This window comes from Micromonospora sp. NPDC048839 (assembly GCF_040649915.1).
Classification (GTDB): Bacteria; Actinomycetota; Actinomycetes; order Mycobacteriales; family Micromonosporaceae; genus Micromonospora.
Genome location: NZ_JBEZGL010000005.1, coordinates 337,093 through 360,986 on the forward strand (window position 1 = coordinate 337,093; position 23,894 = coordinate 360,986).

A 23,894-nucleotide genomic window follows, 5' to 3' on the forward strand; every position below is an offset into this window, starting at 1 on the left:
GCCCCTCCTAGGCGGAATGCGGGACGGCCACGAGGGGCTCCACCCGCACCGACGTGAGCAGGTCCCGCTGGTGGCCGACCTGGCGCTCGACGCCGGTCAGCCGCAGCGGCAGGGTCGCCGCCACGTCGCCGCTCGACCGGCCGAAGCGCAGCTCCACGTCGCCGGGCTCGACGATCCGCCGGCCGGACAGTCCGCAGAACGAGGCCAGGTCGGCGGGTACGCCGAACGTCACGTGCGCCGCCTCGCCGGGTGCCAGCGGCAGTCGGGTGTAGCCGACCAGCCGGACCACCGGGCGGGTGGTCTGCGCGACCGGATCGTGCAGGTAGAGCTGCACCACCTCGGTGCCGGCCCGGTCACCGGTGTTGGTGACGGTGATCCGCACCCGCGCCTCGCCGTCCACCGGCCAGGCCGCCGGCGACTCGTCGGCCGCACCGACCACGGTGGCGTCGGCCCACTCGAAGGTGGTGTAGCTCAGCCCGTGGCCGAACGGGTACGCCGGGGTGGGGTCGACCGAGGAGACCTGGGTGCGGCGACCGAGCGGCGGCGCCAGGTAGGTGCCCGGCAGGCCGCCGGCGTCGCGGGGAACGCTGACCGGCAACCGTCCGGACGGGTTCACCGCGCCGGTGAGGACCTCGGCGAGCGCCTGCCCGCCGAGCTGCCCGAGGAAGAACGCCTGCACCACGGCCGCCGCGGTGTCGACCTCCGGGCCGAGCGCGTAGGGGCGACCGGTCATCAGCACCAGGACGACCGGGGTGCCGGTGGCCAGGACGGCGCGGACGAGGTCGGCCTGGACGCCGGGCAGCCGCAGATCGACGGCGTCGCAGCCCTCGCCGGAGGTGCCCCGGCCGAACATTCCCGCCCGGTCGCCGACGGCGAGCACGCACACGTCGGCGGCGGCCGCCGCGGCGACCGCGGCCGGAATGCCTGAGGTGTCCTCGCCGGTGATGGTGCAGCCCGGTTCGTGGCTGAGCAGGGGGACGCGTCGGGCCAGCTCGTCGCGCAGCGAGGGGATCTCCAGGCCGAGCCCGTGGTCAGCGTGGTGGATGCCCACGTGGTTGGGGAACGAGTAGCAGCCCAGCATGGCCATCGGGTCGTCGGCGACCGGGCCGATCAGGGCGACCCGGCTCCCGACGGCCAGCGGGAGGACGCCGCTGTTGCGCAGCAGGACGACGGACTCCCGGGCCAGGCGGACGGCCACGTCCTGGCTGGCCTCGTCGTCGAGTCGCAGGTTCGCCACGTCGTCGGGGAGCACCTGCCAGTCCTCGTCGAGCAGGCCGATCTCGATCTTCTGGATCAGCACCCGTCGCAGCGCACGGTCGATCAGCGCCTCGTCGACGTCGCCGCGGCGTACCGCCTCGACCAGCGGGGCGCCGAAGGCGTCCACGGTGGGCAGCTCGACGTCGATCCCGGCCCGCAGGGCGAGCCGGGCGGCGTCGGCCGCGTCGGCGGCGACCCGGTGCAGGGTCTCCAGGAAGCGGACGGCGAAGTAGTCGGCGACGACGATGCCGGTGAAACCCCACTCGTCGCGGAGAAGGCGGGTCAGCAGTTCCTCGTCGGCGGCGGCGGGCAGGCCGTCGATCTCGGCGTAGGAGTTCATCACCGAGCGGGCGCCGCCCAGCCGAAGGGCCATCTCGAACGGCGGCAGGATCACGTCGGTCAGCTCCCGACGACCCATCGGCACCGGCGCGTGGTTGCGCCCGCCCCGGGAGGCGGAGTAGCCGGCGAAGTGCTTGAGGGTGGCGACGACACCGGCGCCTTCCAGGCCCCGCACGTACGCGGCACCTGTCGTCCCCACCAGGTAGGGGTCTTCGCCGATCGTCTCCTCCGTGCGGCCCCAGCGGTAGTCGCGGGTGACGTCGAGGACCGGCGCGAGCCCCTGGTGCACGCCCGCGGCGCGCATGGAGCGCCCGATCCGGTCGGCCATCGCCTCGACCAGGTCGGGGTCGAAGGAAGCGCCCCAACCGAGCGGGGTCGGGTAGACGGTGGCCCGCCAGGCCGCGAACCCGGTGAGGCACTCCTCGTGCACCTGGGCCGGGATGCCGAACCGGCTGGCGGCGACGATCTGCGCCTGGGAGGCGGCGAGCGACCGGGCGCCGACGACCGGGTCGACCGGCGCGGTGCCGAACGGCCGGGTGAGCTGGCCCAACCCGTACTCGATGAGGCTGTTCCACGGCGGAAGTTCGGTGATCATGTCGGACTGGTGTGGGGCGACGCCCTCGCCGGAGGCGTCCGCGCCGACCCAGACTCCGACGAGTTGCGCGATCTTCTCTTCCAGTGTCATCAACGGCAGGAGCGCCTCGGCCCGTTCGGTCGGCGACAGCCGCGGATCGCGCCACGGCGCGGCGTCGCTGTGCACGGGCAACTGACTTCTCATGCCATGACCCCTTAGCTCCGGCCACATCCCCGCGCCCTGGTGGAACCCGGTTCCGTGGCGGACGTTCGACCGATCCGAAACTTTCCGGAAGCCTGCGCAACCTTTTCGGCAACCTAAGTGCCCCATCGATGAGTGTCAAGGGTCTCAGCTGGACTCCGGCGGCACGTTCCCTGCACACGGTGAGTCCATCATCGGCACTCCGTCGCGAATCCGCCCCGGAATGACCCGCGAACGGGCCGAGCAGCTGTCGCATCGGCTGGTGTGACTGGCCAATCGTGTTAAGGTCTCCCGAAAATTTCGGATGCTGCATGGGGCTGCGATGACAGAGCACCGCCCGCTCGATCCACCCGCCTCCACCACCATCGCGACAATCGCCCACGACGTCGGCGTTTCGGTGGCCACGGTCTCCAAGGTCCTCAACGGACGTGGCGATGTCGCCCCCGGCACCAGAGCGCGCGTGGAGGCGAGCCTCGATCGCCACCAGTACCAGCGCCGCACCCGGCGACCCTCGACCAGCGGGGGGCGCATCGATCTCGTGTTCCACGAGTTCGACACCGGATGGGCCATGGAGATCCTGCGCGGTGTCGAGGCGGTGACCGCCGCGGCCGGCATCGGGTTGTCGGTGGCTCAACTCAACGGCGCGCACCGCCCGCCGGCGCGCTGGCTGGACGCGATCCTCGCCGACCGCCCGTTGGGCGTGGTGTTCGTCCTGTCCCACCTGGCCGAGGCCCAGCAGCAGCACCTGCGGCGTCAGGGCATACCGTTCGTCGTCGTCGACACCGACAGCGCGACCTCGGCCTCCGTACCCACCGTCGGCTCGAACAACTGGAACGGTGGCCTGCTGGCCGCCCGGCACCTCCTGGAGTTGGGGCACCGGCGGATCGCCATCATCTCCGGGCCGCCCGATGTGCTCTGCAGCCGGGCCCGCGCTGCCGGCTTCCAGTCGGCCCACGAGGAGGCCGGGCTCGTGGTCGACCGCGAGCTGGTCCGCTACGGCAGCTTCTCCGCGGGAGCCGGACACGCCCACGGGCTGGAACTGCTCCGCCTGCCGTCCCGACCCACGGCGATCTTCGCCGGCTCCGACACCCAGGCCATGGGGGTGCTCCGGGCCGCCCGCCAGTGCGGCCTGCGGGTGCCCGAGGACCTGTCGGTGATCGGGTACGACAACCTGCCGGTCTCCACCTGGACCGACCCGGCCCTCACCACGATCAACCAGCCGTTGCGCGACATGGCGGGCATCGCCACCCAGATGCTGCTCGACCTGACCAGGGGCAACGAGCCGGCGACCAGCCGGATCGACCTGGTGACCGAGTTGGTCGTCCGGGAGAGCACCGCACCCCCCGCCAGCCCGCACTGACCCGAGCCCCTGCGAGGACCCGTGCCCCACGCCGCCGCCCTGCTCGACGACCTCCACCGGTACGCCCCGGACATCGTCGAACCCGACGACTTCGACGAGTTCTGGCGCGACACCCTCACCGAGGCGTCCGCCCGACCGGTGCTCGTCGACGTCCGTCCAGAGTCCACCGACCTGCGGCTGCTGGACTCCTGGGACGTCACGTTCGCGGGCTTCGGCGGCGACCCGGTCCGGGCCTGGTACACCCGCCCGGCCGGGGTGTCCGAGCCACTGCCCACCGTCGTCGAGTACGCCGGCTACGGCCGTGGTCGCGGTCTGCCCCACGAGCGACTGACCTGGCCCACGGCCGGGTACGCCCACCTGCTGATGGACAACCGGGGCCAGGCCGGCCAGTACGCTCCCGGGGACACCATCGATCCGCACGGCGCACCCGGCGGCCCCTGGCCGGCCACCTGGGGGATCCTCGACCCGCGCGACTACCACTACCGGCGTCTGATCACCGACGCGGTCCGGGCGGTCGAGGCGGTCCGCGCTCTGCCGGGGGTCGACGGCGCCCGGGTCGCCGCGGTCGGCAACAGCCAGGGCGGCGGCCTGGCCCTGGCGGTCGCCGGCCTGGTCGGCGATCTGGGCGCGGTGCTGACCACCGCCCCGTTCCTCTGCGACATGCGGCGGGCCGTCCAGCTCAGCGAACCGGCGCCGTACGGCGAGATCGCCCGCTACCTGGCCGTGCACCGGGAGGCCGAGGACGCGGTGTGGCGCACCCTGTCCTACGTCGACGGGGTGAGCTTCGCCCGGCGCGCCACGGCGCCGGCGCACTTCGGGATCGGGCTGCGGGACACCGTCTGCCCGCCGAGCACCGGCTTCGCCGCCTACAACCAGTACGCGGCGGTGGCCCGGCCGCCGGTTCCGCCCACCCGCGAGATGCACGTCTACCCGTTCAACGGTCACGAGGGCGGCGAGGCCGTGCACGTCCGGCGTCAGCTGCGGTGGCTCGGCTCGACGCTGCACCCGGCTGGCCCGTCCGGAGGGCCTCCGGGTCACAACTCATAGTCGGACACCGATCTCTTGCCGGTGTTGGCGATGCCACGTTAAGGTGCGTCAGGCGAGGTGCAGGGCAACACTTCCGCCGCCGTCCATCGATCCGTCACCCCCGACCATCGATGACAAGTGTCAGCGCCACGACCACCAGCGCAGATGTCCGGGTTCCTGGTCGTTCCCCGCAGCCCGCTCCCCCGCGTACCGCGTCCTGGCGGCGACCGTCCTCCCGGTGGCCGCTGTCGTCGCGCACCCTCACCACCAGAGGAAGTCCCATGAGCAGTGCAACGCTCGGCCACCCCGTCCCTCCGCCACCCACCACCGCCGCGACGACGTCGAGGCCCGGACGAGCCCGCCTGTGGTGGGCGGCCCTGGCCGCCGTCGCGGCGGTGGCCGCGGCCGTACCGATCGCGACCGCTCCGGCGAACGCGGAATCCAACGGCGGCGTACGCGTGATGCCCCTCGGCGACTCGATCACCGACGGGTTCAACGTCGCGGGTGGATACCGGATCGAGCTCTGGCAGCGGTTCACGACCGGTGGTTACCGGATCGACTTCGTCGGCTCCCAGTTCAACGGCCCCGCCAGCCTCGGCGACCACGACCACCAGGGCCACTCCGGATGGACCATCGCCCAGATCGACGCCAACGTCGTCAACTGGTTGCGGGCCACGAATCCCCGGACCGTGCTGCTGCACATCGGCACCAACGACATGTACGGCGACACGTCCGGCGCCCCGGGCCGGCTGGCCACCCTCGTCGACCGGATCACCACCACCGCCCCGAACGCGGACGTGTTCGTCGCGACGATCATCCCGAAGTCGGGCGCGGACAACCAGGTCCGCGGGTACAACGCGGCGATCCCGGGGATCGTGCAGGCCCGGGCCGCTGCCGGCAAACGCGTCCACCTGGTCGACATGTACCGCGCCCTGACGCTCAGCGACCTGGCCGACGGGGTGCACCCCAACGCCACCGGCTATCGCAAGATGGCCGTGGCCTGGTACGACGCCCTCCGGTCGGTGCCCGGCAGCATCGGCGGCGACACCCCGCCGACCACCGCGCCGCCCACCACCGCGCCGCCGACCACGCCGCCGCCGTCGGGTGCGTGCCGTGTCACGTACACGGTCAACGCCTGGGGCAACGGGCTCACCGCAGCTGTCTCGGTGGCCAACACCGGCAGCACGCCGGTCAACGGTTGGGCGTTGACGTTCACGTTGCCGGGCGGGCAGACCATCACCGGCGGCTGGAACGCCAACTACTCCCCGTCGAGCGGAGCGGTGACCGCACGCAACGTCTCCTACAACGCGACGATCGCGCCGAGCACCTCGGTCGACATCGGCTTCCAGGCCACCCACACCGGGAACGCCGGGCGGCCGTCCGCATTCACCCTCAACGGCACCGCCTGCACCCTCGCCTGACGACTCTTGTCGCGGTGCCGGGCCGCACCGGCCCGGCACCGCCGCGGTGAGAGATCATCGAGGCGCCGTGTCGATCCGCGCGCCGCTCGTTCGACATGGGGGTGCGCGGGCCGGGACGCGGCCCCGCCGGACGAGGAGGACGTGATGTCGACGTACATGCTGATCATGCGGGGCACCGACGAGACGAACGCGGCCATGATGGCCACCATCGACGAGGCGATGGCCGCGACCGGCCGGTTCATCGAGGAGATGATGGCGGCCGGCGTGCTCGTCGCGGCCGAAGGGCTGGACGATCCGGGCCGGGGCGTCGTCGTCGACTTCAGCGGCGAGGCCCCGGTGGTCACCGACGGGCCGTACGGCGAGACCAGGGAACTGTTCGGTGGCTACTTCCTCCTCGACGTCGCCACGCAACAGGAGGCGGTCGAGTGGGCCAGGCGGTTCCCGGCGGTCCGCGGCTCCAAGATCGAGGTCCGGCGGGTGGCCGGCGCCGACGAGGTGCCGCCCGGCAGCGAGAGCAACGGCCAGATCTGATGGGTACGGCCGACGTCGAGGCCGTCTGGCGGGTCGAGTCGGCCCGGATCGTCGCCGCGTTGACCCGGTTCACCGGTGACTTCGGGCTGGCCGAGGACGCCGCCCAGGAGGCGGTGGCCGAGGCGCTGGTGTCGTGGCCGCGCGCGTCACCCACCAACCCGGCCGGCTGGCTGATGGCCACGGCCCGGCGGCGGGCGATCGACGCGATCCGCCGTCGGGTCGCCCTGCAGGACCGGTACGCCCTGCTGGCGGCCGACCCGGCCGTGAACTCGGCGGTCGACGAGGACGTCGATCTCGACCGGATCGACGACGACGTCCTGGCGCTGATGTTCGTCAGCTGCCACCCGGTGCTCTCCCCGGCGGCCCGGGTGGCACTGACCCTGCGGGTGGTCGGCGGCCTGACCAGCGAGCAGATCGCCCGTGCGTTCCTGGTGCCGGTGCCGACCGTGCAGGCCCGCGTCACCCGGGCCAAGAAGACGATCGCGGCGGCCGGAGTGCCGTTCGAGTTACCGCCGGCCGGCGAGCGCCGGGATCGGCTGGGCGGCGTGCTCAGCGTCCTCTATGTGATCTTCACCGAAGGGTCGACGGCCACCTCGGGCGACGACCTGTTGCGCCCCGACGTCGCGTACGAGGCGGTCCGCCTGACCCGCATGCTCGCGGCGCTGCAACCGGACGAACCGGAGGTGCACGGCCTCCTCGCGCTGTGCGAGCTGACGGCCGCGCGCTTCCCGGCCCGGACCGGGCCGGACGGTTCGCCGGTTCTGCTCGCCGATCAGGACCGCCGGTTGTGGGACCGTACGGCGATCCACCGCGGGCTGGCCGCACTGGCCCGGGCATCGGCCCGCGGCCCGTACGGCCTGCAGGCCGCGATCGCCGCCAGCCACGCGTCGGCACCCTCGGTCGAGGAGACCGACTGGGACCGGATCGTCGTGCTCTACGAGGCACTCGGCCGGACCGCGCCCTCCCCGATGGTCGAGCTCAACCGGGCCGTCGCCGTGGCCATGGCCTCGGGTCCCGCACCGGCCCTGGCCATCGTGGACGAGCTGATCGCCGCGAACCGGCTCCCCGGCTCGCACCTGGTCCCGACCGTACGCGGTGAGCTGCTGACCCGCCTCGGCCGGCGACCGGAGGCGCGCGCCGAGTTGGAGCTGGCGGCCCGGCTCTGCGCCAACCAGCGTGAGCGCTCGGTGCTCCTGGGCAGGGCGGCGGCGCTGAGCTGACGTCGGCCAGCCGTGGACCCGATCTGGTCACGGAGGATGGGGCGGCGACGGAATCCGTCGCCGCCCCATCAGCGTGCGGTGGTGCTCAGGAGGCGGTGCAGGAAAGCACCTGTGGGCGGGTCCAGTTGCCGTTGGCCATCGTGGTGAAGCCGAAGACGTTGCCGCTGCCGTTCGACCGCATCGTCATGACGTTTCCGCTGCTGTCCCAGGTGGGGCTGCCGTTCCAGGTGGCGGACACCTTCTGTGGCGGGGTGACGGCCACCACGACGCTCCAGTTGCTCGCCCCGCTGACGGTCACCTGACTGTTGAACCGGTCGCCCCACCGGGTGCTGTCCTGCAGCGTCGCGGTGCAGCCGCCGCCGGGCGGAGGCGTAGTGGGCGGAGCGGAGGTCGGCGGCGCGGAGGTCGGCGGAGTGGAGGTCGGCGGAGCGGAGGTCGGCGGAGCGGAGGTCGGCGGAGTGCTTGTCGGCGGAGCCGTCGTCGGGACCGCGGCGCCGTTGTTCAGCGCGGCGAGGACGGCGTCGTACGCGGCCTTCTTGGAGCCGTTGCTGTTGAACAGCAGCGGCGTCTGCGAGGCCAGCCACGAGTCGCTGTCGCGGATGCCCCAGACCGTGATCCCGTTGCAGCGGGGCACGGCCATGCAGTCCTCCACCACGCTGCGGTAGGTGTTCGCCGGAGCGCCCTGGATGTCCAGCTCGGTGATCTGCACGTCCACGCCCAACGCGGCGAAGCTCGACAACGTGGTGCGGTAGTTGCTCACGTACGGCGAGTTGTTGTTGAAGTGCGACTGGAAGCCGACGCAGTCGATCGGCACGCCACGGGCCTTGAAGTCGCGCACCATGTTGTAGACGCCCTGGGTCTTGGCGTGCGTCCAGTTGTCGGTGTTGTAGTCGTTGTAGCAGAGCTTCGCGTTGGGGTCTGCGGCGTCCGCCGCCCGGAACGCCGCCTCGATCCAGTCGTTGCCGGTGCGCTGCAGGTTGGAGTCGCGACGCCCCCCGGAACTGCCGTCGGCGAACGCCTCGTTCACCACGTCCCACGCGACCACCTGGCCGCGGAAGTGCGTGGCCACCTGCGTCACGTGGTTGAGCATCGCCTGTCGCAACGCGCTGCCACTCATGCTCTCCATCCAGCCGGGCTGCTGGGAGTGCCAGGCGAGGGTGTGACCCCGCACGCTCATCCCACGGCTGCGGGCGTGGTTGACGATCTGCTCCGCCGCCCCGTAACTGAACCGGCCCTGCTGCGGCTCGGTGGCGTTCATCTTCATCTCGTTCTCGGCCGTGACCATGTTGAACTCACGGTTCAAGATCGTGGTGTACGCGTTGTCGCTCAACCGGCTCGCGGCCACCGCCGTGCCAAAATAGCGACCCTTCTCGGCGGCGGACGCGCCCAGAGTGGTTCCGGCACTCGCCGTGTTCGGCAGGAACGCTGCGCCTGTCGCGGCGAGCAGAGCCGCGGCGGCGAGGACGATAGCCGTACGCGCTCGTGGGCGGGTGTCCCCGTGGCACCTCTCGGTCATGTCTTTCCTTCCGGTGGGACCCGGGATGGAGTGTCTGACGCAGCACCCCGGTGGGTGGTGGTGTCATCGACTTCGATGGATGTGGAGTATGTCAGCGTCGCCGATCGACGAGCAACAATTTCCGGAAGTTTTACGAGACCCGCACGGTGCCGTTCAGCTGCCAACAATAGAGCCGTCCAGGTGAACGGCCACTCGACACGAGCGCGATGCGGTGAACCGACGAGCGCGGCGGAGCAGTGGAGGCGGGAGGGCCACAAGTTCCGGAACTTCTCCGCAAGGCAGGGCCGCCGCAACGACGACCTGGACGAGCAACTCCGGTCACCGTCGGTCACCCAGGTGGGGTGGGTGCGGTAGTGAGCGGTATACCTCAGAGTCATGAATATGACCCTGAGGTATACCGCTCAACAGCACATCGACCTGGCGTGCGGCCCCAAGCGGAAGGTCAGCGCATCATCAACTCGTCGCGTGGTAGAGCCGGCTGACGGTCTCGGCCACGCAGACGGGCTTGCCGCCGCTGTCGCTCTCCACGGTGACCGTCGCGACCACCTGCACGCCGCCGGTCACCGGGGACACCTCGGCGAACGTGACAGCGGCCCGGACGGCGGCGCCGACCCGCACCGGGGCGGGGAAGCGGACCCGGTTCAGCCCGTAGTTGACCCCCATCGCCACCCCCTCCACCCGGTAGAGCCGGCCGGCCAGCGCCGGCAGCAGCGACAGCGTCAGGTACCCGTGGGCGACGGTCCCGCCGAACGGCCCCGACGCGGCCCGGACCGGGTCGAGGTGGATCCACTGGTGGTCGTCGGTGGCGTCGGCGAAGAGGTCGACCCGGCTCTGTTCGATCCGCTCCCACGGACCGGGTCCGAGGGTCTCGCCGACCGCGGTGGCCAGTTCCTCGACCGAGCTGAAGACTCGCATGTCAGGTCTCCCGGAGACTAGAAGGCGTTGACGCCGGTGAGCGCGCGTCCGATGAGGAGTTGCTGGATCTGGCTGGTGCCCTCGTAGAGGGTGGCGACCCGGGCGTCACGCAGGTACTTGCCGACCGGGTATTCGTCGATGTAGCCGTACCCGCCGAAGACCTGGACCGCGTTGTTGGCCGCGCGGACGGCGGCCTCGCTGGCGAAGAGCTTGGCCATCGACGCCTCGGTGGCGAACGGCTGGTCCCGGTCGATCAGGTCGGCCACCTGCCACACCAGCAGCCGGGCGGCGGCGGTGTCCACGGCGATGGCGGTGAGCAGTTGTTGGACGAGCTGGTGCCCTGCGATGGGCTTGCCGAACTGGGTGCGCTGCCCGGCGTAGCCGACCGCCGCGTCGAGGCAGCCCTGGGCGATGCCGACGCACCCGGCGGCCACCGACATCCGGCCCTTGGCGAGGGTCGCGAGGGCCAGCCGAAACCCGGCGCCCTCGTCGCCGAGGCGGGCGGCGTCGGGCACGCGTACCCCGTCGAAGCTCAACTCCCCGGTGGCCTGGCCGCGCAGGCCCAGCTTGCCGTGGATCTCCCGGCGGGTCAGCCCCGGGCTGTCGGTGGGCACCAGGAACGCGCTGATGCCACGGTGCCCGGGGCCGCCGGTGCGGGCGAAGACCAGCGCGACGTCGGCGGTGGTGCCGTTGGTGATGAACGTCTTCGTGCCGGTGAGCAGCCAGTCGGTGCCGTCGCGGACCGCGCGGGTGCGCAGCGCGGCGGCGTCCGAGCCGCTGTCCGGCTCGGTCAGCGCGAAACAGCCGAGCGCGGTGCCGGCGCAGAGTCGGGGCAGCCACTCGGCCCGCTGCTCGGCCGTGCCGTGGCCGGCGATCGACTTCGCGACCAGGCCGAGGGAGACCGAGACGATGCCGCGCACCGCCGAGTCGCCCCGGCCCAGTTCCTCCAGGACCAGGCAGTACGCGAGGTGGTCGCCGCCGGAACCGCCGTCGGACTCGGCGATGGTCAGCCCCAGGAAGCCCAGGTCGCCGAGCATGCCGACGATGGCGGGGTCGACCGACTCGCGCCGGTCCCAGACGGCGGCGTGCGGCACCAGCTCACGGTCGGCGAACTCGGCGGCCAGCTGGCGGACCGCGGCCTGCTCGGCGGAGAGGGTGAGGTCCATGGCCATTAAACTAGCGGTGATAGTTTATGCCGTCCAGAGCGGACCCCGGGTCACCGGTCGGAGGCCAGCCCGGCGTGCCGCTCGCCCGCGAACGCGCGGGCCAACTCGGTCCGCGAGCGGATGCCGAGACGGTGGAACACGTTGCGCAGGTGATGGTCGATCGTGCGGATCGAGAGGAACATCTGGGCCGCGATCTCGCGGTTGGTGGCACCCTCCGCGACCAGCTCCGCGATCCGCAGTTGCTGGCCGGTCAGCAGCCGCGCCGCCGGCAGGTCCGGCGGACCGACCGACTCCCCGGCGGCCCGCAGCTCCGAAGTGGCCCGCTCCGCCCAACACGCCACCCCGAGCAGACTGAACGTCTCCCGGGCCTGGTGCAGGTGCGTACGCGCGTCACGTGGGCGTCGACTGCGCCGCAGCTCCTGGCCGAAGAGCAGCTCGGTGCGGGCCAGCTCGAACGTGCCGGCCTCGGTCGGGTGCAGCCGCAGCGCCGCCTGGAAATTGCGTTCCGCCTCGGCGCTGCCCCGGGGGGCGAGCAGCGCGTGGCACCGGGCGGACAGGGCCCGGCGCAGCGGGCTCGCCGTGCTGCTGGCCCATCTGTCGAACACGGTGAGCGCGGCCGCGGCCGCCGGTCGGTGTGCCAGGTGCGCCGCCGCCTCCACCAGGTACGGCGTCGCCATCACCTGCACCAGGACCTGACCTCGACCGGTACCGAGCCGAGCCAGCGACGCCAGCCGGTCCGCGGCCTCGGCGTGCCGTCCGTCGATGAGGTCGAGCACCGCCAGCGCCCACCCGGCGAGCGCGTGCGGACGGCTGCCCGGCGTCGGCGACTCGCCGATCTCACGGATCTGCCGCAGGCTGGTGTCGCGGTCGGCCCGGATCGCGGCGAGCACCGCGAGCATGCCCAGGTGGACGTTGGCGCAGTTGACCTGACCCGTGGCGCGAGCGACCCGCAGCCCGTCGCGGGAAGTCTCCGCCGCCGCCTCGTGCCGGCCCTGCCAGTACTCGGCGATCGCCCGCAGCTCCAGCGCCCGGGACAGCATGGACAACTCGCCCCGATCGCGGGCCAGCGCGACCGCACGCTCGGCGAGCCGGTGCGCCGCGCCGTCCACGGCGACCACCAGGCCGGCCGCCGCCGCACAGGTGAGCGCGGTGGGGGTCATCGCCGAGCCGTTCAACCGGGCACCCAGCACGACGGCGCGGCGCAGCGTGGGGCCGGCCCGCTCGTGGTCGCCGCGCAGGGTCGCCGCCACCCCGGTGACCAGGCTGCCCATCAGCTCCATCGCCGGCGGGTCGGCCGACCGCCGGAGGGCCAGCGCCCGCCGACCGACCTCGGCGTACCGGTACTGGTCGCCGGCGAAGCAGACGGCCTCGCCGGCTCGTACCAGCCCGGACATCGCCAGGAACCGGTCGGTGTCGGCGACCGCTCCGGCCGCGTCCAGCAGTCGGGCCGAGGCATCCGACGCCGCGCCGCACCGCAGCTCCAACTCACCACGCAGCAGGTCGGCGCGGCCCCGCAGGGCCGGGTCCGTGGAGACCCCACGCAGGCGGTCGAGCAGCAACCGGGCCACCTCGGGTTGCCCGCCGACCCAGGCGTACTGGGCGGCGCCCAGCAGCCGGACGGCCGTCTGGAACGGATGGTCGCTGAGGTCGGCGGCCCAGCGCAGCGCCTCCGAGGCGACGGCCCAGCCACCGGCGCCGCCCGAGGCCGCCTCCTCCAACTCCGCGGCCAGGACCGGATCGGCGCCTGCCGTGGCGGCGGCCAGGTGCATGGCCCGGCGCAGCCGCTGCCCGTCGTCGCTCAGCACCCCGGCCAACAGCCGGTGTGCGGCGCGGCGCTCGGCGAGGGGCGCGCTGGCCACGATCATCGTGCGAACCAACGGTTGGGGGAAGGTGACGCCCTGCGGCTCGACGCGGACCAGGCCGGCGACCTCCGCCGGGGCGAGCGCCTCGACCTCGGTGCCGGCGGCGCCGGCTGCCCGGATCAGCGTGCCCGGCGCGCCGTCCTGGTCGAGCGCGGCGAGCAGCAGCATCCGCCGGGTGTCCGGCGGCAACCGGTCCAGCCGTGCCCGGTACGCGCGGCCCAGCGCACCGTCCTCCGGCGGCGCGGCGGGCAGCGGCTCCTCGCCCCGCCACTGGGCCGGGCTGAGCACCTCGGCGAGGTCCACCAGGGCCTGCGGGTTGCCGCCGCCGATCGCGGCCAAGGCGCTCACCACCGACGCGGCGGGCCGCTCGGGTAGCCGGTCGGCGAGGACGGCGACGCTGCTGCGCGTGTCGAGCGGCCGGAGGCGGTGCGCCGGTATCCCGTCGATCGTGACCCCGACGTCCGCGGTGAGCAGGACGACGATCGGTAGGTGCCGCAGCCGGCGGGCCACGACGGCCAGTACCTGCCCGGTCAGCGGGTCGCCCCGATCCACGTCGTCCATGGTGACGAGCAGCGGGCGGTCCCGTGCCCCGTCGGCGAGGATTCCGAGCACGGCCATCGACAGGGCCAGCCGGCGATGGGCTGGGCAACCGTCCCCGCCCAGTGCCCGCCGGAGCAGGTCGCGCTGCGGCGTTGGCAGGGCTGCGGCGTGGTGCAGCACCGGGTCGAGGAGTCGTTGCAGACCCGCGTACGGCAGCGCGGCCTCCTCGGCCAGTCCGCTCGCGGCGAGCACGGTGACGCCCTCGGCGTGGCGATGGGCGTGGCCGAGCAGCGCGGTGCGGCCTGAGCCCGGTTCACCGTGCAGCAGCAGGGCACCGCCACCGTTGGTCACGCCGTCGAGCAGGCACCGGACGGCGCGGCATTCGTCGTCCCGGCCGCGCAGCACGGTTAGTTGCACTCTCGATGCAGTAACCATGCATGAAGTGTCACTCATCGGTAACCAAATGGAAAGAGGAGCCGATATCGGCCCGAGCCGGAATCAGTCGGCCGTGACCTCGGCCAGCAGCGCGCCCACCGTCCGGGCCATCACGGCGCGGGCCGAGTCCACGCCCAGCCCGAGCCCGTAGCGCAGCATCGACCAGGCCTGCCACGTGCTCGCCGCCACCAGTGCGTTCAGCAACTGCTCCCGCCCCGGCCCGGCCGCGGCCAGCTCGACGGCGAAGAGCTCGGCGACCTCGTCGCAGACCCGTTCGATGTGCTTGAGGCGGTTGCGGTGCAGCTGCTCGGAGACCGGCTCGCGCATCTGGGCGGCCCGCGCCGACGGCGCGATGAGCTGGAGCAACCGGGCCCGCTGCCGGCAGTACGCGTCGACTCGCTTCGCCAACGGCAGCCCGGGAGAGATCGGCCGATGGGCGGCGTCCTGCTGCCGGAGCACCTCCGCGCCGCTGGCCTCGAAGAGCGTCTCCATGTCCTTGAAGTTGGTCCAGAGCGTCCGCAGCGAGATGCCGGCCCGATCAGCGATGCGTTCCCCGGTCGGGCGCAGGTCCCCCTCGCCGATGAGCGCGAGGTGAGCCTCGACGATGGCCGCGCGGGTGCGCTCGGCCCGAGCGGTACGCCCGTCGACCCGGCTCGCGACCTCGACCCCGTCCATCCGCCCCCGCCCCTTCACCGCCACCGCGCCTCCTGACGCACCGACGAGTCTAGACAGGCGGTGATCAGCGGCCCCGGACCGACCGCCGCGCTCATCCGACGCGACCGGTGAGCGCGACGCCACCGCCGGTCCCCCGACCGACGCCGGTGACGATGGCGACACGGCTCGCAAGCCGAACAAAATATGCATTCACAGTGCAGATATTAGGAGCGGTAATCGGTGTCGGTCAACGTCTCGACGACATCGCCGGGGGAACGGGCACGGCCACTCGGGCTGGCCCGGCATCTCAGGTGCTGTTGAGCGGTATACCTCAGAGTCATATTCATACCTCTGAGGTATACCGCTCGAAACCGCGCCCGCCCCGACCGAGGCGACCGACGGTCACCGCCGGCGGTAAGTACGAGATCGCCGAGCAGGGAGGCCGAGATGGGTCCTCAGGAGACGGTCGGCACCCCGTTCGCCGGTGGCGCGGCCGGGGTGGCGGTGTACTCGTTGACCGGCCCGTCCGCCTCGTCGGTCTCGTACGCCGGACCGAAGTAGCTCTGCACTCCCCCGGTCACCCGGCTCAGCCGCTGACCGCCGTACCCGGAGTGGTCCTTCGCGGAGAAGCGCAGCGGCACCAGTCCGGGACCCTGGAAGCCGCCCTTCTGCACGGCCTCCAGCACCTTTTCCCGGGTGAGATCCTTGCCGGCGGCGAGCAACGTCTGCACGAAGAGATAACCGACCGACATGCCGTAGACGGTGTTGCCGTCGAACGGCGCGTCCCCGTTGTGCTCCTTGTTGATCTTCGTGAAGAGCTGGATCCACGGGTTCGCGGTGTCGTTCTGCATCGGCAGGTAGTTGGTGCCCACCATGCCCTCCAGGATCGGGGCGGCGGCGCCGAGCTGCTTGGCCAGGGTCGGGTAGTCGGCGCCGACGTTGGAGACCAGCCACTGCGCCTTGAAGCCCAGCCGGGCGGCGGTGCCGACGGAGAGCGCGGTGAAGCCGGGCACGGTGGCGAGCACGATGACCTTGCACCCGGCCGCCTTGAACGCGCCGATCTGCGGCGCCACGTTGGTGTTGCTGGTGACGTAGGTCTGCTTGACCGCCACGGCACCGGCGCCGAGCACCTTCTCCACGCCGGCCAGGCTGTCGCGACCGAAGTCGTCGTCCTGGCCGAGGAAGCAGACCTTCTGACCGGCCAGGTTCGCCTTGGCGTAGTTGGCGAGGATCTTGCCCTCGACCGTGTAGTCCGGGTTGAACCCGAACGTGCCCGGATACTTGTCCGGCTGGTCCCAGCTGCGGCTGCCGGAGGCGACGAAGAGGTCCGGCACCCGGTTGCTCTTCAGGAAGTCGAGCACCCCGGTGTGCGTCGGCGTGCCGAGACCGTTGAGGACGGCGAAGACCTTGTCCTGCAGGACGAGCTGGCGTACCACCTGCTGGGTGTTCGCCGGGTTGTAGCCGTCGTCCATGATCTTGTAGGTGATCTTCCGACCGTGCACGCCGCCGTTGGCGTTGACGTAGTCGAAGTACGCCTTCGTCGCCGGGGCGATCTTCGAGTAGCCGGCCGAGGCCGGCCCGGTGAGCGGCATGTGGGTGCCGACGACGACCTCGGTGTCGGTGACGCCCGGCACCGATGCCCCGCCGGGACCGGAGCCGTCGTCACCGCTGCAACCAGCGGCGGCGGCCAACAGGGCGATGGTGCTGGCGATCGCGAGACCACGTTGTGCCAAACGGTGCATGGAGAACACCGACCTTTCTCGGTCCGGTTTGTGGGGAACGGTGTGGGTGGTGGAACGCCCGGCCGGGGCCGGGCACGGAGCAGCTCAGGAACGCCGGGTCCGCAGACGCCGACCAAGACGGGACAGCAGTCCCTGTACGCCACCGGGTGCCGCGATCATGACGACGATCAGGGTGAGGCCGAAGATCGCCAGCGGCAGGTTTCCCTCCAGCCGCTGTGCCACCGCGGGCGAGAGCGTGAGCAACTCGGTCGCGGAGTGGGTGAGGTCGGGCAGGGCGACCAGCAGGACGGCCCCCCACAGTGCGCCGGTGAGCCGGCCGAGACCACCGATCACCACGGCCATCAGCAGGAACAGCGACAGGGTCAGCGAGAACGCCCCGGGCGAGACGCTCTGCGCGAGTACCGCCAGCAGTGCCCCGCCGAGCCCGGCGGTGGCGGCGCTGACCACGAACGCGAGAACCTGGGTGCGGGCCACGTGGATGCCGGCCAGTCGGGCCGCCACCTCGTCGTCCCGAACCGCCCGGAAGGTGCGCCCGTACCGGCTGCGGATCAGGTTGGCCAGCAGCAGCAGCGCCAGCAGGGTCGCCGCGCCGGTGAGCCAGAGCTGCCACCGCTCGTAGGGGAAGTACGGGCCGAGCGACATCGGCGGCGGCTCCACCGGCACCGACAGCCCCTGCTCGCCGTTGAAGACGCCGTCGAAGGTGACCGCCAGCGCCGGCACCACCACGGCCACCGCGAGGGTGACCCCGGCCAGGTAGGGGCCGCGCAGTCGGGCCGCCGCCACACCGACCACCGCGCCGACCGCGACCGTGCTGACGATCGCCGCGCCCAGCGAGAGCGGCAGCAGCCAGCCGCCGGTCATCCCCCGGTCGGCGAACGCGTTCTGGCACAGCGCCACGGTGTACGCCCCGGTGGCCATCAACGCGCCGTGCCCGAGCGACAGTTGACCGTTGAGTCCGGTGAGGACGGTCAGCCCCGCGGTCGCGCAGAGGTAGGCGGCCACGGTGGCGAGCTGGAAGTTGCGGAACGGCTCGACGGCGTAGCTGACCCCGACCAGCAGCAGCCCAACGACGAGCACGATCGCGAGATGGCGCAGCAGCGTCGAGCCGCGTCGCCGGTCGACGGGTCGGTCCGCCTCGGCGGTCTGCTGCTTCGGCGGCACTGCCGCCCTCGTGGCGCTCACACCCGCCTCGCCGCGACCGGGGCGAACAGCCCACCGGGCCGGACCAGCAGCACCGCCAACAGCAGGACCAGCACCGCGAGCGGCGTCACGTCGCTCCCGGCGTAACCGCTCACGTAGGAGAGCAGCAGACCCACCACCAGGCCGCCGACCACCGCCCCCGGTGGGCTGTCCAGCCCACCGACCACCGCCGCGGTGAACGCCGAGACGAACACCAGGTCCATCGCGTGCGGGTGCAGACCCAGCTCGGTCGGCAGGACCAGCATGGCGGCCAGCGCGCCCACCCCGGAGGCGAGCGCCCAGCCGAGGGTCAACATCCCACCGACGTTGACCCCGAGCAGCCGGGACACCTCGGGGGCGAAGGCCGCCGCACGCATCCGCAACCCGACCGGGGTACGGGCGAACATCCAGGCCAGGCCGCTGACCGCCACCGCGATCGTGGCGAAGACGAACAGGTCGTACGGTGACAGCACGGCCACCCCGCCGACGGTGAGAGCGGACCGACTGAACGGCGCCTCGGCGGGACGGAACTCGTTGCCGTACACCATGCCCAGCACGGCCTGGATCAACAGCACCAGGCCGAGCGCGACGATCACGGGGTTGAGCGGCGAGGTGTGGTCGACGTGCCGCATCACGACACGGTCCACAAGGGCACCGAGCAGCAGGCCGGCGACAATCGCGACCACGAAGCCCAGCCAGTAGGAGCCGGTCGCGGCGCTGACGGTGTAGGCGACGTACGCGGCGGCGACGGCCATCGCCCCCTGGGCGAAGTTGACGACCCGCGCCGCCCGCCAGATGAGCACCAGGGCCAGCGCGAACGCGGCGTACACCGCGCCCCGGGACAGGCCGTCGATGGTGAGGAAGACGAAGCGGTCCAACAGTCCTCCCTCCGGGGGACGAGGTGGTGGTCAGAATCCGAGGTACGCGTGGCGCAGGTCGACGTCGTCACGCAGCTTCGCCGCCGGGGCGGCGATCACCACCTGACCGAGGGACATCACGACGCCCTGGTCGGCGACGGCGAGCGCGCTGCGCACGTTCTGCTCGACCAGCAGGACGGTCAGGCCGGTACGGTCGCGCAGCTGGCGCAGCAGGGCCATGGTCCGGGCGACCACCCGTGGCGCCAGGCCGAGCGACGGCTCGTCGAGCAGCAGCAGGCGGGGTCGGCCGACAAGTGCCCGGCCGAGGGCGAGCATCTGCCGCTCCCCGCCGGAGAGCTGGTGGCCGAGGTGCCGGCGGCGTCGGGCCAGCGGCTCGAAGAGTTCGTAGACCTCGTCGAGGGCACGCGCCGCGTCGGCCCGGTCGCGCCGCCACAACCCGCCGAGCCGCAGGTTCTCGTCGACGGTCAGCTCACTGATCACGCCCCGCCCCTCCGGCACGTGCGCCATGCCGCGTCGGACGAGCTGCTCCACTGGCGTGCCGCGCAGGTCCTCCCCGGCGAGGAGCACCTGGCCGGCGGCCGGGCGGATCATGCCGGAGAGGGCGCGCAGCAGGGTGGTCTTGCCGGCGCCGTTGGCGCCGACGACCGCGGCGATGGTGCCGGCCGGGACGGTGAGGTCGATGGCCCGCAACACGGGCGCGGCGCCGTAACCGGCCACCAACCCCCGCACGACGAGCAGATCGGGGGTGCCGCCCGCGCTCGGGGCTCGCACATCCGGCTCACTCCTCGCGGTCATGGGGAGACCTCCTCGACGGTGGCGCCGAGGTAGGCGTCGGTGACCGCCGGATCGTCGCGGATCTCGTCCGGGGTGCCGGCGGCGATGACCCGGCCGAAGTCGAGCACCACGAGCTCGTCGCAGACGGCCATCACCAGGTCCATGTGGTGCTCGACCAGCAGCACCGCACAGCTGTCGTCGTCGCGCCGGGGCAGGTGCCGGACCAGCTCGGCCAGCTCGGCGATGTCGTCGGCGCCGAGGCCACCGGCGGGCTCGTCGAGCAGCAGCAGCCGGGGCCGGGCGGCGAGCGCGCGGGCCAGGGCGACCCGCTGTCGTACGGCGAAGGGCAGTGTGGTGGGCGCGGCCTCGGCGTGCCCGGCGATCCCCAGGTCGTCGAGGATGGCCAGGGCGTGCTGACGGAGCCGGCGCTCGTCGCGGTCGCTGGCCGGCAGCCCGAGCAGGGCCGGGACGAAGCCCGCACGGGCGGTGTGGGAGGCGCCGGTCATCACGTTCTCCAGCACGGTCAGACCGGCGAAGAGGCCGGTCCCCTGCAGGGTCCGGGCGATGCCGAGCCGGGTCAGCCGGTGCGGCCGTGGCCGCAGCGGTCGGCCGTCGAGGGTGAGCGAGCCGGTCTCCGGCGCGACGAACCCGCAGATCACGTTGAACAGCGTGGTCTTGCCGGCGCCGTTGGGCCCGATCACGCCCACCACCCGGTTGGGCGGCACCCGCAGGGAGACGTCGTCGAGGGCGGTGAGGCCGCCGAAACGGACGCCGATGTGGTGCAGTTCGAGGCCGCGCTCCATCACCCATCCCTCTGTCGTGGCGGGTGTTTATTTACACTCGCAGTGTACGTTTCTCGGGTATCGCGTCAAGACCTTCAATGGCCCTGCGTGCACGCCGAAAGGGCGGCCGCCACCGGCGACCGCCCCGCGACCACGCTCAGGAACTGGGACAGGTGTTGCGATACTCCTCGATCTGCGATCCGCTCGGCCCGGGGCAGAGGAACTGCTCGTAGCGGGTGTCGTCGTCGACGAACCGCTTCAACCAGGCCACCATCTGCCGGGCGGTGGGCGTGTTCGTCGTCTGCGGGAAGAAGTGGCTCGCCCCGTTCAGCTCCAGGTACGCCTTCTCGGCCGAGGCCGGGATGCTGTTGTAGAACGGCACCGAGTGCGACGCGACCGGCGCCACGGAGTCGCTCTCGCCACCGATGATCAGCGTGGGCACCCGTAGCTCGGACCAGCTCTTGTCCGTGTTCCACGGCGCGAGCGGCACGGCGGCCTGCAACGACGGCCGCGACGAGGCCGCTTCCAGGGAGCCCCCGCCACCCATCGAGTGCCCCGCCACCGCGAGCCGACTGCTGTCGATCCGGGTGCGGACCGAGCTGCGCTCGGTGAGGTAGTCGAGCGCGGCGAGCAACTGGCGGCCCCGGCTGGCCGGCTGATCCAACCGGCTGTTGGTCTCGATGCCGATCACCACGAAGCCGTGCGAGGCGATCCGCGGTCCGAGCCAGCTGATGCTGGACCAGGCGGCGGTGTAACCGGGCGAGATGGCGATGGCCCCGAAGGTGCCCTCGCTGGTGCTGGTCGGGTAGTAGATGACGCCGCCGCCGAAGCCGGTGACGCTCAGCGACGACACGCTCTGCGACGCCGTGGCGAACGGGCCGCGACTGGCCTCCAGGATCGAGGTGGTCGGGGCCGGGCCGCGCTCGTACGGGCCGGCGGCCTGCGCGGCGCCGGTCGGGCCGGCGAGGACGCCGCCGGCGACCAGGACGGCGGCCACCGCGAGTCGGGTTACGACGGAACGGGGACGGGTGGTGGTTGGTGAGGACACGTCGGGCACTCCCTAGGGTCGAGGGATATCGACGTACGTCAGTTTTGGCCGGTCCACCGGTCCGCGCATCGGCGAAATCACCAGTTCCGACGCAGGTTGCCGGGATCGGTCGTGTTTCGACCCTCTGACCAGGGGTAGCAGGGCTCTCGCCTGCCCACACACGCTCCATGGAGGGGTTCGTCAAGTGGAAACGAGCAAGCCCGCCGAGGCGGTCAAGAACGCCGTGAAGACGGCCTCCGGAAAGATCGCCGACGCCCTGACCCCGGATGTCCCCGGCGCACCGGGTAGCGCGCCACCAAGCGTCGAGGAGCCGACGACGCCGCACGACCCGTTGCCGCCGAAGGCGGAACAGGGGGCACCGCAGACGCGTACGCCGACCGGCGCGGAGACCGGCGCACCGACGACCGCGAACGGTCAGCAGGGCGCCTACCTCACGACCGCGAACGGGGCGCGGCTGCGGGACACGGACCACTCGCTCAAGGCCGGCCCACGCGGCCCGGTGCTCCTGCAGGACCACCACCTACGCGAGAAGATCACGCACTTCGATCACGAGCGCATCCCGGAGCGCGTGGTGCACGCCCGGGGCGCCGGTGCGCACGGCGTGTTCACCGCGTACGGCACCGCCGAGGCGGTCACCAGGGCCGGCTTCCTCAAGAAGGGGCGCGAGACCGACGTCTTCGTGCGGTTCTCCACCGTGCTCGGCTCGCGCGGTTCGGCCGACACGGTCCGCGACACCCGCGGCTTCGCCACGAAGTTCTACACCGACGAGGGCACCTTCGACCTGGTCGGCAACAACATGCCGGTGTTCTTCATCCAGGACGCGATCAAGTTCCCGGACATCATCCACGCCGGCAAGCCGCACCCGGACCGGGAGATCCCGCAGGCGCAGAGCGCCCACGACACCTTCTGGGACTTCGTCTCGCTGCACACCGAGGCCCAGCACCACACCATCTGGAACATGTCCGACCGGGGCATCCCGCGGTCGTACCGGACGATGGAGGGCTTCGGTGTGCACACCTTCCGCCTCGTCAACGAGGCCGGGGAGACGGTGCTGGCCAAGTTCCACTGGAAGCCCAAGCTCGGTGTGCACTCCCTGACCTGGGAGGAGGCGCAACTGCTCGGCGGCATGGACCCGGACTTCCACCGGCGCGACCTCTACGACGCGATCGAGGCCGGCGCCTACCCCGAGTGGGAGTTGGGCATCCAGGTCTTCCCGGACACCCCGGAGGAGACCTTCGCCGGCATCGACCTGCTGGACCCGACGAAGATCGTGCCGGAGGAACTGGCCGAGGTGCAGCCCATCGGGCGGCTGGTGCTCAACCGGACGCCGACGAACTTCTTCGCCGAGACCGAGCAGGTCGCCTTCCACCTGGGCCACCTGCCGCCGGGCATCGACGTGACGAACGACCCGCTGTTGCAGGGCCGGCTCTTCTCGTACGTCGACACGCAGCTCACCCGGCTGGGCGGTCCCAACTTCACCCAGATCCCGATCAACCGCCCGCACGCCGCCGTCAACGACATGCTGCGCGACGGCTTCCACCAGCACGCCGTGCACGCGGGCGTCGCCCCGTACCGGCCGAACTCGCTCGACGGCGGCAACCCGTTCCCCGCCGGGGACGCCGAGCACGCGTTCGTCGACGTGCCGGTCACGGTGGCGCAGGCGCCGAAGGTACGCGCCAACCCGGCCTCGTTCGACGACCACTACAGCCAGGTACGCCTCTTCTGGTCGAGCATGTCGCCGGTCGAGAAGGAGCACATCATCCGGGCGTACACCTTCGAGCTGGGCAAGTGCTACCACCAGGCGATCAAGGAGCGCCAGCTCCAGTGCCTCGCCAACATCGACCCGGTGCTCTGCGAGCAGGTCGCCACGGGGCTGGGCCTGCCCGCCCCGCAACCGACCGTGCCGCTGCCCGACGTCACGCCCAGCCCGGCGCTGTCGCAGGTCGGCCGGGAATGGCCGAGTGACGGTCGTACCGTCGGCATCGTCGTCGACCCCGACGGCGACCTTGACGACGTCGACGAGGTCCGGCGGGCCGTGTTCGCGGCCGGCATGGTGCCGCTGCTGATCGCCCCGCACGGTGGCATGGTGGGCGACCTGCCGGTGCAGCGCACCTTCGCCACCGGCCGGTCCGTCGAGTTCGACGCGGTCCTGCTGGCCGGAGCGCCGGCGCCCGCGCCGGATGCCGTCCCGGCCCGCGACGCCAAGGCGGGCAAGCCGGGGCCGGCCGCCGTCGATCCGCGCGTGCTGCTGCTCGTCGAGGAGAGCTGGCGGCACGCCAAGGCCGTCGGCGCCTGGGGTGCCGGCGTCACCGTGCTGGAGCAGGCTGGGGTGGCCGGAACGCCCGGCGTCGTGACGGCGGATTCCGGTGCCGAGGCGTTGGCAGTCGTGCAGCAGTTGATGGCCGCGCACCGGGTGTGGGAGAGGTTCCCCGCCACGGTCGCCTGACCCGCACACCGAGGGGCTGCCCTCCCCC

Annotated in this window: 17 protein-coding genes and 2 pseudogenes; 6 read left to right on the forward strand and 13 right to left on the reverse strand. The window is 72.1% G+C overall.

The genetic code is table 11. From position 1 onward, the window contains the following. Positions 1–7 precede the first annotated feature (7 nt). On the reverse strand, positions 8–2,374 hold the full coding sequence (locus tag AB0C25_RS12785; RefSeq protein ID WP_357372570.1) for a glycoside hydrolase family 3 N-terminal domain-containing protein: 2,367 nt from the start codon (positions 2,372–2,374) through the stop codon (positions 8–10). Between the two features lie 319 nt (positions 2,375–2,693). On the opposite strand from AB0C25_RS12785, the gene AB0C25_RS12790 reads away from it, so the two are divergent. The 5 genes from AB0C25_RS12790 to AB0C25_RS12810 all read left to right on the forward strand — a co-directional run bounded on the left by AB0C25_RS12790 (position 2,694) and on the right by AB0C25_RS12810 (position 7,929). Next, positions 2,694–3,731 carry a LacI family DNA-binding transcriptional regulator gene (locus tag AB0C25_RS12790; protein ID WP_357372573.1) on the forward strand — a complete coding sequence of 346 codons (1,038 nt, stop codon included), beginning with the start codon at positions 2,694–2,696 and terminating at the stop codon, positions 3,729–3,731. A gap of 21 nt (positions 3,732–3,752) precedes the next feature. Beyond that, on the forward strand, positions 3,753–4,778 hold the full coding sequence (locus AB0C25_RS12795) for an acetylxylan esterase (RefSeq protein ID WP_357372575.1): 1,026 nt from the start codon (positions 3,753–3,755) through the stop codon (positions 4,776–4,778). 260 nt (positions 4,779–5,038) lie between these two features. Next, the gene (locus AB0C25_RS12800) at positions 5,039–6,178 is read left to right on the forward strand and encodes a cellulose binding domain-containing protein (RefSeq protein WP_357372577.1); all 1,140 of its coding nucleotides are present in this window, start codon (positions 5,039–5,041) and stop codon (positions 6,176–6,178) included. A 144-nt stretch (positions 6,179–6,322) separates the two neighbouring features. Next, positions 6,323–6,709, forward strand: a complete 387-nt coding sequence (locus tag AB0C25_RS12805; protein ID WP_357372579.1) for a YciI family protein — start codon at positions 6,323–6,325, stop codon at positions 6,707–6,709. Beyond that, entirely contained in the window at positions 6,709–7,929 is a 1,221-nt protein-coding gene (locus AB0C25_RS12810; RefSeq protein WP_357372581.1) for a sigma-70 family RNA polymerase sigma factor, read from the forward strand. Before AB0C25_RS12805 ends, AB0C25_RS12810 begins: the two co-directional genes overlap by 1 nt. 68 nt (positions 7,930–7,997) lie before the next feature. Here AB0C25_RS12810 and AB0C25_RS12815 read toward each other — a convergent pair. The 12 genes and pseudogenes from AB0C25_RS12815 to AB0C25_RS12870 all read right to left on the reverse strand — a co-directional run. After that, positions 7,998–8,351: pseudogene (locus tag AB0C25_RS12815) on the reverse strand (hypothetical protein); the annotation flags it as partial. Beyond that, positions 8,270–9,445: pseudogene (locus AB0C25_RS12820) on the reverse strand (endo-1,4-beta-xylanase); the annotation flags it as partial. The pseudogenes AB0C25_RS12815 and AB0C25_RS12820, both read right to left, overlap by 82 nt. A gap of 453 nt (positions 9,446–9,898) precedes the next feature. Next, positions 9,899–10,360 (reverse strand): MaoC family dehydratase, encoded by a 462-nt coding sequence (locus AB0C25_RS12825; RefSeq protein ID WP_357372583.1) that lies wholly within the window; start codon positions 10,358–10,360, stop codon positions 9,899–9,901. Between the two features lie 17 nt (positions 10,361–10,377). Beyond that, a complete protein-coding gene (locus AB0C25_RS12830) occupies positions 10,378–11,526 on the reverse strand; it encodes an acyl-CoA dehydrogenase family protein (RefSeq protein ID WP_357372585.1) in 1,149 nt (382 codons plus the stop codon). A gap of 50 nt (positions 11,527–11,576) precedes the next feature. Next, entirely contained in the window at positions 11,577–14,363 is a 2,787-nt protein-coding gene (locus AB0C25_RS12835) for an AAA family ATPase (protein ID WP_357372587.1), read from the reverse strand. A gap of 63 nt (positions 14,364–14,426) precedes the next feature. Further along, a complete protein-coding gene (locus AB0C25_RS12840; RefSeq protein WP_357372750.1) occupies positions 14,427–15,038 on the reverse strand; it encodes a TetR/AcrR family transcriptional regulator in 612 nt (203 codons plus the stop codon). A gap of 434 nt (positions 15,039–15,472) precedes the next feature. Further along, positions 15,473–16,759, reverse strand: a complete 1,287-nt coding sequence (locus AB0C25_RS12845; RefSeq protein ID WP_357372589.1) for an ABC transporter substrate-binding protein — start codon at positions 16,757–16,759, stop codon at positions 15,473–15,475. Between the two features lie 84 nt (positions 16,760–16,843). Next, on the reverse strand, positions 16,844–17,941 hold the full coding sequence (locus tag AB0C25_RS12850) for a branched-chain amino acid ABC transporter permease (protein WP_357372591.1): 1,098 nt from the start codon (positions 17,939–17,941) through the stop codon (positions 16,844–16,846). Continuing rightward, on the reverse strand, positions 17,938–18,816 hold the full coding sequence (locus AB0C25_RS12855) for a branched-chain amino acid ABC transporter permease (protein ID WP_357372593.1): 879 nt from the start codon (positions 18,814–18,816) through the stop codon (positions 17,938–17,940). The genes AB0C25_RS12850 and AB0C25_RS12855 overlap by 4 nt, the downstream gene beginning before the upstream one ends. 30 nt (positions 18,817–18,846) lie before the next feature. Next, positions 18,847–19,611 (reverse strand): ABC transporter ATP-binding protein, encoded by a 765-nt coding sequence (locus AB0C25_RS12860; protein ID WP_357372595.1) that lies wholly within the window; start codon positions 19,609–19,611, stop codon positions 18,847–18,849. Further along, positions 19,608–20,393 carry an ATP-binding cassette domain-containing protein gene (locus AB0C25_RS12865; RefSeq protein ID WP_357372597.1) on the reverse strand — a complete coding sequence of 262 codons (786 nt, stop codon included), beginning with the start codon at positions 20,391–20,393 and terminating at the stop codon, positions 19,608–19,610. Before AB0C25_RS12865 ends, AB0C25_RS12860 begins: the two co-directional genes overlap by 4 nt. A gap of 136 nt (positions 20,394–20,529) precedes the next feature. After that, positions 20,530–21,420 carry an alpha/beta hydrolase gene (locus AB0C25_RS12870; RefSeq protein WP_357372599.1) on the reverse strand — a complete coding sequence of 297 codons (891 nt, stop codon included), beginning with the start codon at positions 21,418–21,420 and terminating at the stop codon, positions 20,530–20,532. A 184-nt stretch (positions 21,421–21,604) separates the two neighbouring features. Between AB0C25_RS12870 and AB0C25_RS12875 the strand changes: the two genes are divergently transcribed. Continuing rightward, positions 21,605–23,866 (forward strand): catalase, encoded by a 2,262-nt coding sequence (locus AB0C25_RS12875; RefSeq protein ID WP_357372601.1) that lies wholly within the window; start codon positions 21,605–21,607, stop codon positions 23,864–23,866. The last annotated feature ends 28 nt before the right edge of the window (positions 23,867–23,894 follow it).

Coding starts and splice junctions, on each gene's coding strand:
- AB0C25_RS12805 (WP_357372579.1), top strand. CDS start 6,323: ATGTCGACGTACATGCTGATCATGCGGGGCACCGACGAGACGAACGCG.
- AB0C25_RS12860 (WP_357372595.1), bottom strand. CDS start 19,611: ATGACCGCGAGGAGTGAGCCGGATGTGCGAGCCCCGAGCGCGGGCGGC.
- AB0C25_RS12790 (WP_357372573.1), top strand. CDS start 2,694: ATGACAGAGCACCGCCCGCTCGATCCACCCGCCTCCACCACCATCGCG.
- AB0C25_RS12840 (WP_357372750.1), bottom strand. CDS start 15,038: ATGGACGGGGTCGAGGTCGCGAGCCGGGTCGACGGGCGTACCGCTCGG.
- AB0C25_RS12800 (WP_357372577.1), top strand. CDS start 5,039: ATGAGCAGTGCAACGCTCGGCCACCCCGTCCCTCCGCCACCCACCACC.
- AB0C25_RS12835 (WP_357372587.1), bottom strand. CDS start 14,363: ATGGTTACTGCATCGAGAGTGCAACTAACCGTGCTGCGCGGCCGGGAC.
- AB0C25_RS12825 (WP_357372583.1), bottom strand. CDS start 10,360: ATGCGAGTCTTCAGCTCGGTCGAGGAACTGGCCACCGCGGTCGGCGAG.
- AB0C25_RS12830 (WP_357372585.1), bottom strand. CDS start 11,526: ATGGACCTCACCCTCTCCGCCGAGCAGGCCGCGGTCCGCCAGCTGGCC.
- AB0C25_RS12810 (WP_357372581.1), top strand. CDS start 6,709: ATGGGTACGGCCGACGTCGAGGCCGTCTGGCGGGTCGAGTCGGCCCGG.
- AB0C25_RS12845 (WP_357372589.1), bottom strand. CDS start 16,759: ATGCACCGTTTGGCACAACGTGGTCTCGCGATCGCCAGCACCATCGCC.
- AB0C25_RS12865 (WP_357372597.1), bottom strand. CDS start 20,393: ATGGAGCGCGGCCTCGAACTGCACCACATCGGCGTCCGTTTCGGCGGC.
- AB0C25_RS12785 (WP_357372570.1), bottom strand. CDS start 2,374: ATGAGAAGTCAGTTGCCCGTGCACAGCGACGCCGCGCCGTGGCGCGAT.